Raw genomic sequence first — 12,567 nt, 5'->3', positions numbered from 1 at the left:
TTTTATCTATTGTTTATTTCTTCGGATCCATTTTTACATCGCAGGAGCATCCCTTACCACATCCTGAGTTACTTTTTTTACTGAAGAAGGGTTTGAAGATGAAGTATAAAGCCCCAATAAAAAGGATGAAAATAATGATGTACTGAATGATTAAACCCATGATGTTCTTATTTTAGAAGTTGATAAGCAATTAATGCGGCTACATAGGCAAGACCTGTCATGAACAAGGTCTGTATCAAGGTCCATTTCCAGGAGCCGGTTTCCTTACGCACCACACCGATCGTTGCCATACATTGCATAGCGAAGGCGTAGAACAATAATAACGAAATTCCGGAAGCCATATTATAAGCCGGTTTGCCAGTATTGGCGTTGATTTCTGAACGCATCTTATCCAATAGCGATCTTTTCTGACCATCGTCTTCGATATCCACTTCATCCCCCAGGCTGTAAACAACTGCCATAGTGCCCACAAATACTTCGCGTGCCGCAAAGGAAGAAATCAAACCGATACCCATTTTCCAATCGTAGCCCAATGGTCTTACGAAAGGCTCTATACCCATTCCGAGGTAACCCAAAAAGGAGTGCTCCAATTTATAAGAGGCCACTTCTTTATCAAACTGCTCCTCTTCCAGATTAGGTTTCATGGCCGTTACATATTCGTCGGCCTTATAGAATTTATCGTTCGGACCAAAATTACCCAATACCCAAAGGACAATGGAAATCATCAAGATGATCTTACCGGCATCCCATAGGAACCCTGAAGCTTTATCCCAAACATTGGTCAATACATTTTTCCAATCTGGCGCTTTATAGGTCGGTAATTCAAAGATCAGGTATGACGAACGAACGCTTTTGATGACTTTGTTCAGTATCCAAGCAGAGCCCAAGGCACCAATAATTCCTAATAGGTACATGGCAAAAAGAACCATACCTTGCAGGTTGAATCCTAATACGCTGGTTTCTGGAATGACCAGTCCAATAATAACGATATAGATCGGTAAGCGTGCGGAGCAGGTCATGAATGGGGTTACTAACATGGTCAATAACCTTTCTTTCGGGTTCTCGATGTTCCGCGCCGACATCACCGCCGGGATAGCACAGGCAGCACCTGACATCAATGGGATCACCGATTTTCCGTTTAGACCAAAAGGTTTCAACCAACGGTCCATTAAGAATACGACCCTACTCATGTAGCCTGATTCCTCCATTAAGGAAAGGAATAGGAAGAGAATAACGATCTGAGGAAGGAAGATAACGATTCCACCAACACCAGCTACTATACCGTAAATAAATAAGGAAGCCAAAGGTCCATCAGGAAGGGCGGCATCCAGCTTCTCAGTAATGTCTGCAAATAAGCCATCGATCCAATCCATCAAAGGACCTGACCAGGCAAAGATCGCTTGGAAGATCACGAACAATAGACCAAAAAAGATGATGTATCCCAGAATAGGATGTAAAAGGATGCGGTCTATTTTTGAGGTATTGTTCAGTTTTTTGTTCTCCGCTTTCTGGATGATTGGTTTAAGATCCTCCGTAATGGCATCATGGCGAATCTGGGATTCCAGTTTTTGCATCTCATGGATATTCAATTGATGCTTGGTCCTGATCTCTTCCAAGGCCTTTTGTTGCTCAGCTGTTAGACTGGAAATTCTTTCTTGAGCGAGATATTGCCAAGTAAGATACTCCGTTGCCAATGGAAAAATCCGTTTAGCTTCATCAAGGGCGGCTGAGTATGTTGCAGGAATCTGAAAATTCCCGAAGTATGTTACAGGACTTTGTGGAAATGCAGCTACAAGTTCGTCAATTCCTTTACCCGTTCTGGCGTTCGTTTTATAGACTTTCGTCTTCAGGTAAACCTCCAATTTTTGGATGTCGATCTGCATCCCTTTGCTCTCGATTTCGTCCATCATATTGATGACAAAAATGGCAGGAATTCCTAATTCACGAGCTTGTTGATAGAGGATGATTGACCGTTTGATGGTAGCAGGTTCTGCCACGACCAAGGTCAGATCGGGGTGATATGGATTGTTCTTATCACTTAATATTTGAAATACGATTTCCTCATCCAAAGAGTTGGGGAACAAGGTGTATGTTCCGGGAAGATCGATGATATGGTAGGTTTTGTTATGTGCTTTAAGGGTTCCTTCGCGCTTTTCAACGGTGATTCCGGGGTAATTCCCTACTTTTTGGTTCAATTTTGTCAACCTGTTGAACAAGGAAGTTTTACCAACATTGGGGTTTCCTAAAAGTACAATATTTGGATTTTTCATTAAATTTTTTCTACAGTTATTAACTTGGCTTCAGACTTGCGGATGGCAATTAAGGAATTGTTTTCAATGATATTTACACAGATCGGTCCACCAAATGGAGCTTTGTGTTTTATTTCAATGAGCGAACCTGGATAAAAGCCAAGCTCAAAGAATTTTGCCGGAATTTCCAAGGAATCTATGGTTTGAATTTTTACGGTGTCGCCAATTTTTAGTCTGTCGAGGCTAATATTGTTCTGCATTTGTGAAGTTGAACGGTTTAAAAAAATACGTTTTGAGCAAAGATAAATAATTAAAATCTTTTAAATTGCGGATTAAGTCACACTAATGTATTTTTAAAGTTATGCCAAAGATTGAAGAACTGGTAAGAGTGAAGCAATTCGCTAGCCCTTGGCATCGCGTTACGGTCAATGTTATCTACACGAACAACTGGCTGAATGTGATGCTCGAAAAGAGAGCAGGAGCTAAGCAGCTTACACTACAGCAATTTAATGTGTTGAGGGTATTGCGAGGTCAGTTCCCAAATCCCGTAACAAACAATTTATTGAAGGAGCGTTTGCTGACAAAGACGCCTGACATCAGCCGCTTGGTGGATCGAATCGTTGGAAAAGGCTTGGTCTCTAGGACGAAGAATGGCAGTGATAAACGGGCGGTGGATCTGTTGATCACCGACAAAGGGTTGAAGCTGTTGCATGATATCGAGAACGATATGATGCTGGATGATGTCTTGGCGCCAAATCTGACCACCGAGGAATTTATGCAACTAAGCGAACTGTTGGATAAATTCCGCGGTGAATCGAATGGGCAAGCAGGCTAATTAATGCTCATGATCGTGATCATGGTCATGGTTGTGATCATGATCATGTTGTTCTGTTCCTGTTGCCGGACCGTGGGATCCATGGTCATGCTCGTGTGGGAAAAGGAAGTTTGCCAACGAAACCAGTACCCCACAAAGAACCGCCAACATTTTCTTTTTGTTGAAGGTATGATGGTCTGCCGATCCTGACTCAAATAGGATGGTGGTGGATATATGTAAGAATATACCGATTACCACGGCCATGATCTTATCAAAATATTGTCCAATATTTCCAATGTCTCCACCGCTGATACCTTTACTGGTCAGGAAACCTAGTGGAGTCATGGCTGCAAATATGGCAATGAAGAGGATAATATTCTGTTTGTTCAACTTCGTGTTGATCAAAAGACTACCTAAAGCAAAAGCCGCCGGAATATGGTGGATGGCTATACCGAATACCAATTCATTACGATGCCCTGATGCTAATGGAAAACCTTCTAAAAAGGCATGTAAACACAAACTGATCAATATGGCGATAGGGAATGCTTGCTTATGTTCTGCATGCCCATCGGAATGTATATGACCGTGTTCCATTCCTTGGGAAAAATGCTCCAACACCAATTGGAACAAGAATCCGCCTAAGATGTATAATCCGATGATTTCTCCTGGAGTTGATCCGCTATGGTATACCTCAGGGATCAGGTGCAGTACAGTGATGGCAAAAAGATAGGCACCACTGAAAGAAAGGATAAGCTTGAGTAATTGTGTATTGTCTCTTTTTACAAAGAAAACAGCGACACCACTAATTAAAGCTGAAAAAAATAAAATAGAGACAATTAAGAAACTACTCATGTGTTATTGGTATTGGGTTATTTGGGGATTCGAAAAATTTCGGATAAAATCGTTTGAATAGATAGCCGGTGCCTAAACCGATCAATGTTCCTAGGATGGCACCACAGATGATATCAAAAGGATAATGTACGCCTACATAGATCTGCGAAAAGGCGATGGACGCGGCCCAAAGGATACAGAGCCATAGGGCGTGTCGCCATTTACGACGGAACAGTACAATCCAGAAGAAGGCCATCCCAAAATGGTTCGTTGCATGGGAAGAGGTAAAACTGAAACCGGATCCACAACGTGCTCTTAAGTTTACTTGATCTTTAAAAACCACATCATTACAAGGTCTGACCCTCTTGACCGTCTTTTTGATCAGATGGGAGGAGGTGAGATCGGTTATACCAAAGGTCACTAAGGTACAGGCAACGATCAGCACGCCTGTCTTGCCATAATGTTTAATAAAAAAGATAATGAGGAAGAGGTAAAGTGGAGACCAAGTATATGGGTTCCTTAAAATTGGTAATAGCCAGTCAAACACCGGATTACTTAATCCTTGATTGATGGCTAAAAAAAACTCTTTATCGAATGCAATAATATTTTCTAACATATAGTCTAAATAGAATGGTCCATTTTTTCAGACCAAATCTATAAAAAATCAACCTTGCTTCCTAATGTCCCTGCTGAGCTAAAAGAAACAATGTTGCAACAAAAGTAGGTAAATAATTGAAAAAAAGAATAAAAGTCACTAATAAATATTTTTTAGATTAAATTTACGGCGAACAAACAATCAAATATGGCATTAATAAAATCTATTTCAGGAATTAGAGGAACCATAGGCGGAAGACCAGGCGATAACTTAACTCCGGTTGATATCGTCAAGTTTACAGCAGCGTATGGAAAGATTATTACAGCAAACTCAACGAATAAAACGATCGTTGTCGGTCGTGATGCACGTATTTCTGGCGAGATGGTCGCGAACTTGGTGATCGGGACTTTACAGAGTATCGGAGTTGATGTGGTTGATCTAGGGCTGTCGACAACACCAACGGTGGAGATCGCTGTTCCAAAATTGGGTGCTGCAGGTGGAATCATTTTGACTGCTTCCCATAATCCTGGCCAATGGAATGCCTTGAAATTGTTGAATGAAAAAGGAGAGTTTATTTCTGATGCAGAAGGGAAAGAGGTATTGACTTTAGGGGAGAGCTTGGATTTTGATTTCGCAGAGGTGGAGGAATTAGGAAAAGTGACCAAAGATGATTCTTTCTTACAGAAACATATTGATGATGTACTTGCCTTGGAATTCGTGGATGTAGAAGCTATTAAAAAGGCGAACTTTAAGGTAGCGGTTGATGCGGTGAACAGTACGGGAGGTGTTTTTATTCCCACATTATTGGAAGCTTTGGGCGTACAGACCGTTTATAAAATACATTGTGAGCCTAATGGTCATTTTCCACATAACCCGGAACCATTGAAGGAACATTTAACGGATCTTTCGGAAGCGGTATTGAAGAATGGTGCTGACCTGGGGATTGCCGTGGATCCGGATGTGGACCGTTTGGTGTTCATGATGGAAAATGGGGAATTGTTTGGTGAGGAATATACCTTGGTGGCAGTTTCTGATTTTATTTTGACCCATAAAAAAGGGAATACGGTTTCTAATTTGTCTTCTACCCGCGCGTTGCGCGATGTGACGCTGAAGCATGGTGGTGAATATTTCGCAGCAGCAGTTGGTGAGGTGAATGTGGTGACCAAAATGAAGGAAGTTGATGCGGTAATGGGTGGTGAAGGTAATGGTGGAGTTATTTACCCGGCTTCTCACTATGGCCGTGATGCTTTGGTGGGGGTTGCTTTGTTCCTGACGCATTTGGCGCAATTAGGGAAGAAAGCTTCGGCATATAGGGCAGAATTACCGCAATATTATATGTCGAAAAATAAGATCACTTTGACACCAGAGTTGGATATTGATGATCTTTTGGCGAAAATGCAGGCGAAGTATTCGCATGAGAATCATTCTACAATTGATGGGTTGAAGATTGATTTTGAAAATGAATGGGTGCATTTGCGTAAATCGAATACAGAACCTATTATTCGAATTTATTCGGAAGGTGGATCTGTGGAGGCAGCAGAGGCAATAGCGAAGAAGATTATGCAGGAGATGGAGGAAATCGTAGGGAAATAGGTTATTTTTTGAGGAACATACGTCATTGCGATGGGTTTAGGGTCTTTGCAAGGCCCCTATGTCATTGCGATATGCACGTCATTGCGAGGAACGAAGCAATCTTTCGATAAGTGTAAAGATTGCTTCGTTCCTCGCAATGACGTTTTTAATTAATAACGTTTTTAATTAATAACGTTTTTATTTTCAAACGTTTTTCCATTTCCCATGTAACATTCCCCAAAATCAATTACTAACCTTATAAAAGCAAATTATCTTCAAAACAATTTATCCAAACAGTGAATTCTTTAGAGCAGCAATTCCTTCAAGAGATAGACACCCATAAAGGCATCTTATTCAAGTTGTCAAAAATTTATATGGATGATATCTTGGATCAGGAAGATCTCTACCAGGAAATGGTATTCCAACTTTGGCGTTCCTATGGAAATTTTAAAGGAGAGAGCAAGTTCTCCACTTGGATGTATCGGGTGGCACTCAACACTGCGCTGGTCTACGTCAAGAAAGATCAGCGAAAACCAAAGACCAATACCATCAATGATCAGGTAGACCTACCAGATCATAGCGACCACGCCCAAAAAGAGGAGCAATTGGATTATTTCTATCGAGCGGTAAAGGAATTGAATGAAGTGGAAAAGGCAGTAATCTTCTTATTCTTGGAAGGTTTGTCTCATCGAGAGATCAGTGTACAGCTAGGTATCTCAGAGGTCAACGCGCGGGTAAAATTGAATAGGACGAAGGATAAATTACAGGAAATCATAAAAAAACAAGGTTATGAATTTTGACGATTTAAAAAAAGATTGGCAAGCGGACAAAAATGAGGATCAGGATCTGAGTATCAACCTGTCCAAGAAAAGGGAGGCGAGTACCGCGATCGACCTGATCAGAAAATATATGCGTCAGGAATTTTGGGTAAACCTGATCCTTACTGTTGTTTTCTTGGGTCTTTTTGGGTTCTTTATATACGCAGAGAACCTCAAGATATTTACCATATTGGTATTATCCATTTATATCTTGGCAACCACGATGATCTGGATTCATTATTATTCCCAATATTGGAAGTTTTACCATAAAACCTATCACCTGGAATTTAATTCCCTGGAGAATCTGCTTTGGTTTTCCTACGAGATGAAATTAAATATGATGTCCTATCGATCAACCACTTTCCATTCCATGATAATTGGCTTTGGCGGTGCCATGATTTACACTGGACTGGAAAGGGGAGACCATTATACTTTAAGGTTGAACGATTTGTTGAATGGTACTACAGCAGTGGACATTGGACCAATTATCTTCTTTGCCATTTATTTTGGATTATTGTTGTTTGCTGCCTATGCTTTTGGCCGGCTAGTCATCCGACGGTATGAAAAACAGATTAGGCGGATCGATCAGTCTATTGCATATTTAAAGGAATTTGAAGAATAGTTGATGAACCGTCATTGCGAGGAACGAAGCAATCTTTTCGTCATTGCGAGGTACGAAGCAATCTTTAACCATGTCATGCTGAGCGAAGTCGAAGCATCTACATTTGGTACACGTACAGATCCTTCGACTACGCTCAGGATGACATGAAAGAAAGATTGCTTCGTCGTACCTCCTCGCAATGACGTATAGTTCCAAAAATTAATCATTTTCAAGGTAATTTTTTGGTTTGGAAATAACATATTAAATATAAAAAATAATTGGATGAATAGAAATAAAGTTTTATCTTTGCCGTTCATTAAATAATTAACAAATCATTAATAACAATGTACGCAATAGTAAATATAGCAGGACAGCAATTTAAGGTTGCAAAAGACCAATACCTTTTTGTACACCGTTTACAAGGAGACGAAGGCGCTAGTATTGAATTTGACAATGTATTGTTAGCAGAAGACGGTGGTAAATTCACTGTAGGAACACCAAGTATTTCAGGTGCTAAAGTTTCGGCTACTATTTTGTCACATTTGAAAGGTGAAAAAGTTATCGTTTTCAAGAAAAAACGTCGTAAAGGCTACAAAAAGAAAAACGGTCACCGTCAACACTTCACAAAAATCCAGATCACTGGTATTAGTTTATAATCGAATTTTTTAATCTGACGCAAGTCATAAATTAAGATAAAGAAATGGCACACAAAAAAGGTGCGGGTAGTTCCAAGAACGGCCGTGAGTCACATAGTAAGAGATTAGGTATCAAAATTTTTGGTGGTCAGCAAGCTATCGCTGGAAATATCATCGTTCGTCAACGTGGTACACAGCATAACCCTGACAATAACGTAGGTATCGGTAAAGATCATACATTGTATGCTTTAGTTGATGGTACTGTTGTTTTCCGTAAGAAAGCGAACAACAAATCCTACGTTTCAGTATTACCTGCTGAACAAAACTAAGATACGGAAGATATCTTCAACAAAAAGAGGTGATCATTTGATCACCTCTTTTTTTGTTTCTATACCTAATTTTACTATAAGTGTTTTGGTGGAGAATACCAGATTCGAACTGGTGGCCTCTTGCCTGCCAGGCAAGCGCTCTAGCCAACTGAGCTAATCCCCCAAGGCAAGCCAAATATAGGATATTTTTTTATTTTTTATCAATTAATGGTAAATTATATCGAATATCATCACTTTCTTTTGCGAATCTATTCAGGTTCACGAAGGCTTCATATTTATCAGCGGGATAGGTACCTTCCTTGATTTCAATTTTTCGATACGTTTTAATGGTTTTCCCTTCCACTTTGGTCGTCAATTTATAGGAACCAATCTCATTCTCCATTATTTTTTCGGCTGGGATGATCTTTGTGTCGACCACATCATCCATAACAATTTCGATTTCATCAATATCCGTATAACCACGGGAAATTTTCAATACTTCTTGCCTATTTCTGATTTCGGGGACAGCGGTGGTTTTGTTAAAGATATTTGGGATCAGTACAAGTATATTTCCATTCAATAGGCCATAATTATCGATCGTTAGGCCTATTTTCTCATTCAATTGATGCTTTTTGTTCTGCTCGATCTTATACTCGACCTGATTAAACCCAATCCGGTTGATGTTATACCATCGTCTGAGGTTTTCGATCTGTTTATCTCTATTCTCCTTCACATTGGCAAAATGGTTCTCAAACTGCCAACCTGTATAGGTTGTTTCCATTTCTCCAGTTAATTTTCCGGTTTTATCCATGCGGAACTTCCCAACTCGGTGTTGAATGCTCTCATGATAAGGATAGGATTTGCTGCGCATAACTTTACCTCCCTCAGGCGTACAGGCCAATACCAAACGATCATCCGTGAAATCGCCTAAGTAACCAAAAGGCATATCCTGGTTAGTACATTCTAACCAAGTAGTGTCATTGGCAAAAGGAAGACATAGGATGATGTGATTGCCATCCTGCAGGTTGGCAAAGGTAGGGTTGATATCCACTTTTTCATTACCCGCTTGTACGATGGTATAATAGGAGGGGATATCCACCGCTTCCAATAGGGCCTGCATATAGTTTACCAACGCCTTGCAGTCTCCATATCCTAAGCGATCTACCATTTCGGCAGGGAAAGGTTCATTACCTCCTATACCAACCTGTATGCTGATGTACCTGGTTTTCTTTTGCATGAACTCATATAATGCTTTGGCTTTAGCTTTTGGATCTTCCAGGTCTTTCACGAGGTTTTTAGCCATGGCAACCGTTGCCTCTGGCAAGATCCTTTTTCCCTTCAATAAATTTTCATTCATCCAAAGGCCATAACTCTTCCAATCGTTGAACTGTCCACTTTTCTTGTAGAATTGGAATTCCTCAGGAACCACCATCACCTCAATCCCAGTGATATGTCTTCCAGGGCTATAAGCTTCGTTACGTATAGCTTTAAGGTTTTCTGCCTGCCAGGTGTAGCTGCTCCATTTGTCTACATGCTCCACTTTGGGCTGTCCATCAAAATTCTGGCTATTGATGCGCAGTTTGCTGTTCTTAGGGACGATGATTTTGTAGGTGCTTTTTTCCACCGATACATCCTTGTGCCAATTTGGATTCCAGCTGGGCATGGCCAGGTTCTGCGAACTCTTGTATTCGTAACTATAGGAAATACTATAAGGATAAGTATTGATGTGGGGTTGATAAGATTTATACCGACTATCATCAAAAAGATTGGAACCTGAACTGGCACTCTGATCATCAAAATCCCTTAAACTGAATTTTTTGATCTGTTTGCCAAATTGGTCCAGGATTTCCCCTTTGATTTCCTTAATCTGTTTAGATTTATCATAGAATACCACAATCGGCGCATATTCATCCCCACTTTGATTATGGATGGTCAATACTTTATTGCCCTTGATGATCACATCTGTCGGCGATTTCATATGGATCTCCATATTGTCTTCCCGATAGGTTGCAACCGCACGGCTCAGTAATTCCTTGGGGATGGATTCCACTTGGTATTGTCCAAAGGAATAATGGCAAAGACCAAGTAGCAATACGATTATATATAGGATATTTTTCTTCATTATTTAAGGAATGTAAATGCAGTTTGCTGTTGTTGGATAATTCTGGAGAAAAATTCTTTCAGGTGGAAGTATTCTTCTGGAGAATAGATAGGATGGTTCAGATTGGTAGTCTGTTGGACCATGATCGAATTGCCTTCGATGGCAGAACGATAAACATAACGGGCAGCATTTTCTGGTAGTGATAGGGCGGTATTCTTAGGGCCATTATCTAATTTATAGCCTTCTGGAATCATAATGTTAACATTATACACTTCAGACATGACCGCGCCTAAATCTACATGGTAGTTCCGTTCTTCCAATAAAAAGGGATTTTTCGTCATCCTTTCAATCAGGATAGGGTTGATGACCAATCGATTTCCTTTCATGTTTTCCTTAAGGTCCAATTCAAAATCCAATACTTCGACCAGATCTTTATCCAACGAGTCTACATAACTGACCGTACTTTTAAGGATTTTAAAATCGGTGGTCTTCTCCATCAACTTTTCTTCGTATTCTTCATGACTTGGATATTCAGTGATATCCTGTCTTTTTCTATAGGCATCCAATCCACTTAACTGCGTTCTTATCGTACCTTTCAATTTCCCATCAGGACTGATGTTGGCAAGAATATTGAAAGTTTTTTTAGCTACTACCTCGTTTTTCAAAGGTACCCAATCTGATTTCCCTTTTCCGTACATTGCACGGCCGCGATCGTTGATCATCAGCAAGGAGAGCTGGCCGAAAGGCAAGAATTTGTTGGTCGCATCCAGTAGATAATCTTTCCCATCTATTTTAGCCAAGCAGATGACCGCATTGAAATCGGCGTTTACGGGATATATATAACTCGGAATTCCCCTATTTCGGGTGGCTGTAATAACAGGGTATGCCTCTATATCCATGGCATTTAATCCCGCAACTAAACCTAAATTGATATCTGCCAAATTGCCCCTTTTATCTTCTAAGGTTTTCTTAACCCCAAATTCTGCGTATTTACCAAAGTTTTTGTTCCATACCACATTTCGCTGTAAATAACTATATAGCGCTTTCGCCTGATCAAGTTTGGTCTGATGTTCGGCCATGATCTTGGCGTTTATCTCCTTGAACGGCCCCTTAGCTTTTATTTGCCCACCAAAATCCTTATCATTTAGCAGTTCCGTGTCGATATTATCCCAGGTACGGGTGTAATTCTGTTTGGCACCGTTCGGATCGGTATAGGTCCTTAATTCAAAATCAATGGCAGAAATATAATTTATGGGTGCCAACATAAAGGACTCCTCCTTAAATGCAGGCATATTCTGCATGATATAGGTCATCTTCGAGCAGTCAAAACGAGCTCCGTTCCAAAGGAAATGCTGGTTCAACACTTCCGATTTTTGACCGGATAAAGGTTGATGACCTTTCAAAGTCACATTATATTCGAAATTGGATGGGATGACCGCAATATATTCACTATAGAGATTGGGGATGGATCCCTGGAATTGCCAATCTTCAAAATGATGAACGAGCGGTGAATACTTTTTATAGGAATACTCAATGATGGAGTTTTCTTTGATGTTTGGTAGGGTAAATTTCGTGGTGTTATAGAACTCCGATGTCTTTTCATAAAATATGTTTTTTCGTTGGAGTTCCGTTTCCTGTATCGTATTGTTTTCCAGGTTCAAGGTCCTGGCTTTGATTTCTGTTAGGTACTCCTCGGTTGAGCCTGATTTGTACAAGGGAATCTCCACGGTAGCATATTTATCGCCATCCTTATTCAAGATCTTTAATCGAACATTATAGGTATGCACAACCATCAACCTTCTTTCAGCATCTAATACTTCAAGTTCAGTTCTACCGTATTCATGCAGGATAATTGCATCGGCGGAAGTATCTATTTTAGAATGGTCTTTTCTGAATTCTTCCTGTTGGAGTTTGGGTAAGAAAGCATCTTGCCCATAGGTAATACAGCATGCGAAAAGCATACTAAGGCTAGTTAAAAGAAATCTCATAATAATTGATAATAATTAGTCTAAAGTACGCTGGTTAAACGAACTGAAGGTTAAA

Annotated in this window: 13 protein-coding genes and 1 tRNA gene; 6 read left to right on the top strand and 8 right to left on the bottom strand. The window is 40.2% G+C overall.

The genetic code is table 11. From position 1 onward, the window contains the following. Positions 1-13: 13 nt before the first annotated feature. The 3 genes from E3D81_RS06970 to E3D81_RS06960 are packed head-to-tail and all read right to left on the bottom strand — an operon-like array spanning position 14 to position 2,509. Positions 14-160, bottom strand: a complete 147-nt coding sequence (locus E3D81_RS06970) for a FeoB-associated Cys-rich membrane protein (protein ID WP_209023118.1) — start codon at positions 158-160, stop codon at positions 14-16. 7 nt (positions 161-167) lie between these two features. Next, on the bottom strand, positions 168-2,270 hold the full coding sequence (gene feoB / locus E3D81_RS06965; RefSeq protein WP_134776921.1) for a ferrous iron transport protein B: 2,103 nt from the start codon (positions 2,268-2,270) through the stop codon (positions 168-170). After that, entirely contained in the window at positions 2,270-2,509 is a 240-nt protein-coding gene (locus E3D81_RS06960; RefSeq protein ID WP_099367632.1) for a ferrous iron transport protein A, read from the bottom strand. The genes feoB and E3D81_RS06960 overlap by 1 nt, the downstream gene beginning before the upstream one ends. Before the next feature lie 101 nt (positions 2,510-2,610). Here E3D81_RS06960 and E3D81_RS06955 point away from each other — a divergent pair, with 101 nt between their 5' ends. Continuing rightward, the gene (locus E3D81_RS06955) at positions 2,611-3,084 is read left to right on the top strand and encodes a MarR family winged helix-turn-helix transcriptional regulator (RefSeq protein ID WP_099367633.1); all 474 of its coding nucleotides are present in this window, start codon (positions 2,611-2,613) and stop codon (positions 3,082-3,084) included. On the opposite strand, the gene E3D81_RS06950 is transcribed toward E3D81_RS06955, so the two are convergent. Together E3D81_RS06950 and E3D81_RS06945 are read right to left on the bottom strand one after the other, a co-directional pair. After that, positions 3,085-3,915, bottom strand: a complete 831-nt coding sequence (locus E3D81_RS06950) for a ZIP family metal transporter (RefSeq protein WP_134776920.1) — start codon at positions 3,913-3,915, stop codon at positions 3,085-3,087. Then, positions 3,908-4,510, bottom strand: coding sequence for a phosphatase PAP2 family protein (locus E3D81_RS06945; protein WP_099367635.1), 603 nt, complete (start codon positions 4,508-4,510; stop codon positions 3,908-3,910). Before E3D81_RS06945 ends, E3D81_RS06950 begins: the two co-directional genes overlap by 8 nt. 186 nt (positions 4,511-4,696) lie before the next feature. Between E3D81_RS06945 and glmM the strand changes: the two genes are divergently transcribed. The 5 genes from glmM (at position 4,697) to rpmA (ending at position 8,444) form a co-directional block, all read left to right on the top strand. Then, entirely contained in the window at positions 4,697-6,082 is a 1,386-nt protein-coding gene (gene glmM / locus E3D81_RS06940) for a phosphoglucosamine mutase (RefSeq protein ID WP_134776919.1), read from the top strand. Positions 6,083-6,357: 275 nt separating this feature from the next. Continuing rightward, positions 6,358-6,861 carry an RNA polymerase sigma factor gene (locus E3D81_RS06935; RefSeq protein WP_099367637.1) on the top strand — a complete coding sequence of 168 codons (504 nt, stop codon included), beginning with the start codon at positions 6,358-6,360 and terminating at the stop codon, positions 6,859-6,861. After that, on the top strand, positions 6,851-7,501 hold the full coding sequence (locus tag E3D81_RS06930; RefSeq protein ID WP_134776918.1) for a hypothetical protein: 651 nt from the start codon (positions 6,851-6,853) through the stop codon (positions 7,499-7,501). Before E3D81_RS06935 ends, E3D81_RS06930 begins: the two co-directional genes overlap by 11 nt. A gap of 323 nt (positions 7,502-7,824) precedes the next feature. Beyond that, positions 7,825-8,136, top strand: coding sequence for a 50S ribosomal protein L21 (gene rplU, locus E3D81_RS06925; protein ID WP_099367640.1), 312 nt, complete (start codon positions 7,825-7,827; stop codon positions 8,134-8,136). Between the two features lie 44 nt (positions 8,137-8,180). Further along, complete coding sequence (gene rpmA / locus E3D81_RS06920) at positions 8,181-8,444, top strand: 50S ribosomal protein L27 (RefSeq protein WP_099367641.1); 264 nt, start codon at positions 8,181-8,183, stop codon at positions 8,442-8,444. 86 nt (positions 8,445-8,530) lie between these two features. Here the strand turns inward: rpmA and E3D81_RS06915 are convergent. From E3D81_RS06915 to E3D81_RS06905, 3 genes are all read right to left on the bottom strand, one after another. Continuing rightward, positions 8,531-8,607: transfer RNA gene (locus tag E3D81_RS06915), tRNA-Ala, on the bottom strand. 27 nt (positions 8,608-8,634) lie between these two features. Continuing rightward, positions 8,635-10,545 carry a DUF3857 domain-containing protein gene (locus E3D81_RS06910; RefSeq protein ID WP_134776917.1) on the bottom strand — a complete coding sequence of 637 codons (1,911 nt, stop codon included), beginning with the start codon at positions 10,543-10,545 and terminating at the stop codon, positions 8,635-8,637. Beyond that, positions 10,545-12,512: a transglutaminase domain-containing protein gene (locus E3D81_RS06905; RefSeq protein WP_134776916.1), complete on the bottom strand. Its 1,968-nt coding sequence runs from the start codon at positions 12,510-12,512 to the stop codon at positions 10,545-10,547. The genes E3D81_RS06910 and E3D81_RS06905 overlap by 1 nt, the downstream gene beginning before the upstream one ends. Positions 12,513-12,567 lie beyond the last annotated feature (55 nt).

It is taken from the genome of Sphingobacterium sp. CZ-2, from assembly GCF_004526235.1.
In the GTDB taxonomy this organism is placed as follows: Bacteria; Bacteroidota; Bacteroidia; order Sphingobacteriales; family Sphingobacteriaceae; genus Sphingobacterium; species Sphingobacterium tenebrionis.
Note: the sequence above shows the minus strand (reverse complement) of the source record. Positions and strands in the feature narration are given on the sequence as shown.

Excerpts from the sequence above, each read along its gene's own strand:
- rplU (WP_099367640.1), top strand. The coding sequence starts at position 7,825 with ATGTACGCAATAGTAAATATAGCAGGACAGCAATTTAAGGTTGCAAAA.
- E3D81_RS06905 (WP_134776916.1), bottom strand. The coding sequence starts at position 12,512 with ATGAGATTTCTTTTAACTAGCCTTAGTATGCTTTTCGCATGCTGTATT.
- E3D81_RS06930 (WP_134776918.1), top strand. The coding sequence starts at position 6,851 with ATGAATTTTGACGATTTAAAAAAAGATTGGCAAGCGGACAAAAATGAG.
- E3D81_RS06960 (WP_099367632.1), bottom strand. The coding sequence starts at position 2,509 with ATGCAGAACAATATTAGCCTCGACAGACTAAAAATTGGCGACACCGTA.
- rpmA (WP_099367641.1), top strand. The coding sequence starts at position 8,181 with ATGGCACACAAAAAAGGTGCGGGTAGTTCCAAGAACGGCCGTGAGTCA.
- E3D81_RS06970 (WP_209023118.1), bottom strand. The coding sequence starts at position 160 with ATGGGTTTAATCATTCAGTACATCATTATTTTCATCCTTTTTATTGGG.
- feoB (WP_134776921.1), bottom strand. The coding sequence starts at position 2,270 with ATGAAAAATCCAAATATTGTACTTTTAGGAAACCCCAATGTTGGTAAA.
- E3D81_RS06950 (WP_134776920.1), bottom strand. The coding sequence starts at position 3,915 with ATGAGTAGTTTCTTAATTGTCTCTATTTTATTTTTTTCAGCTTTAATT.
- E3D81_RS06945 (WP_099367635.1), bottom strand. The coding sequence starts at position 4,510 with ATGTTAGAAAATATTATTGCATTCGATAAAGAGTTTTTTTTAGCCATC.
- glmM (WP_134776919.1), top strand. The coding sequence starts at position 4,697 with ATGGCATTAATAAAATCTATTTCAGGAATTAGAGGAACCATAGGCGGA.
- E3D81_RS06910 (WP_134776917.1), bottom strand. The coding sequence starts at position 10,545 with ATGAAGAAAAATATCCTATATATAATCGTATTGCTACTTGGTCTTTGC.
- E3D81_RS06955 (WP_099367633.1), top strand. The coding sequence starts at position 2,611 with ATGCCAAAGATTGAAGAACTGGTAAGAGTGAAGCAATTCGCTAGCCCT.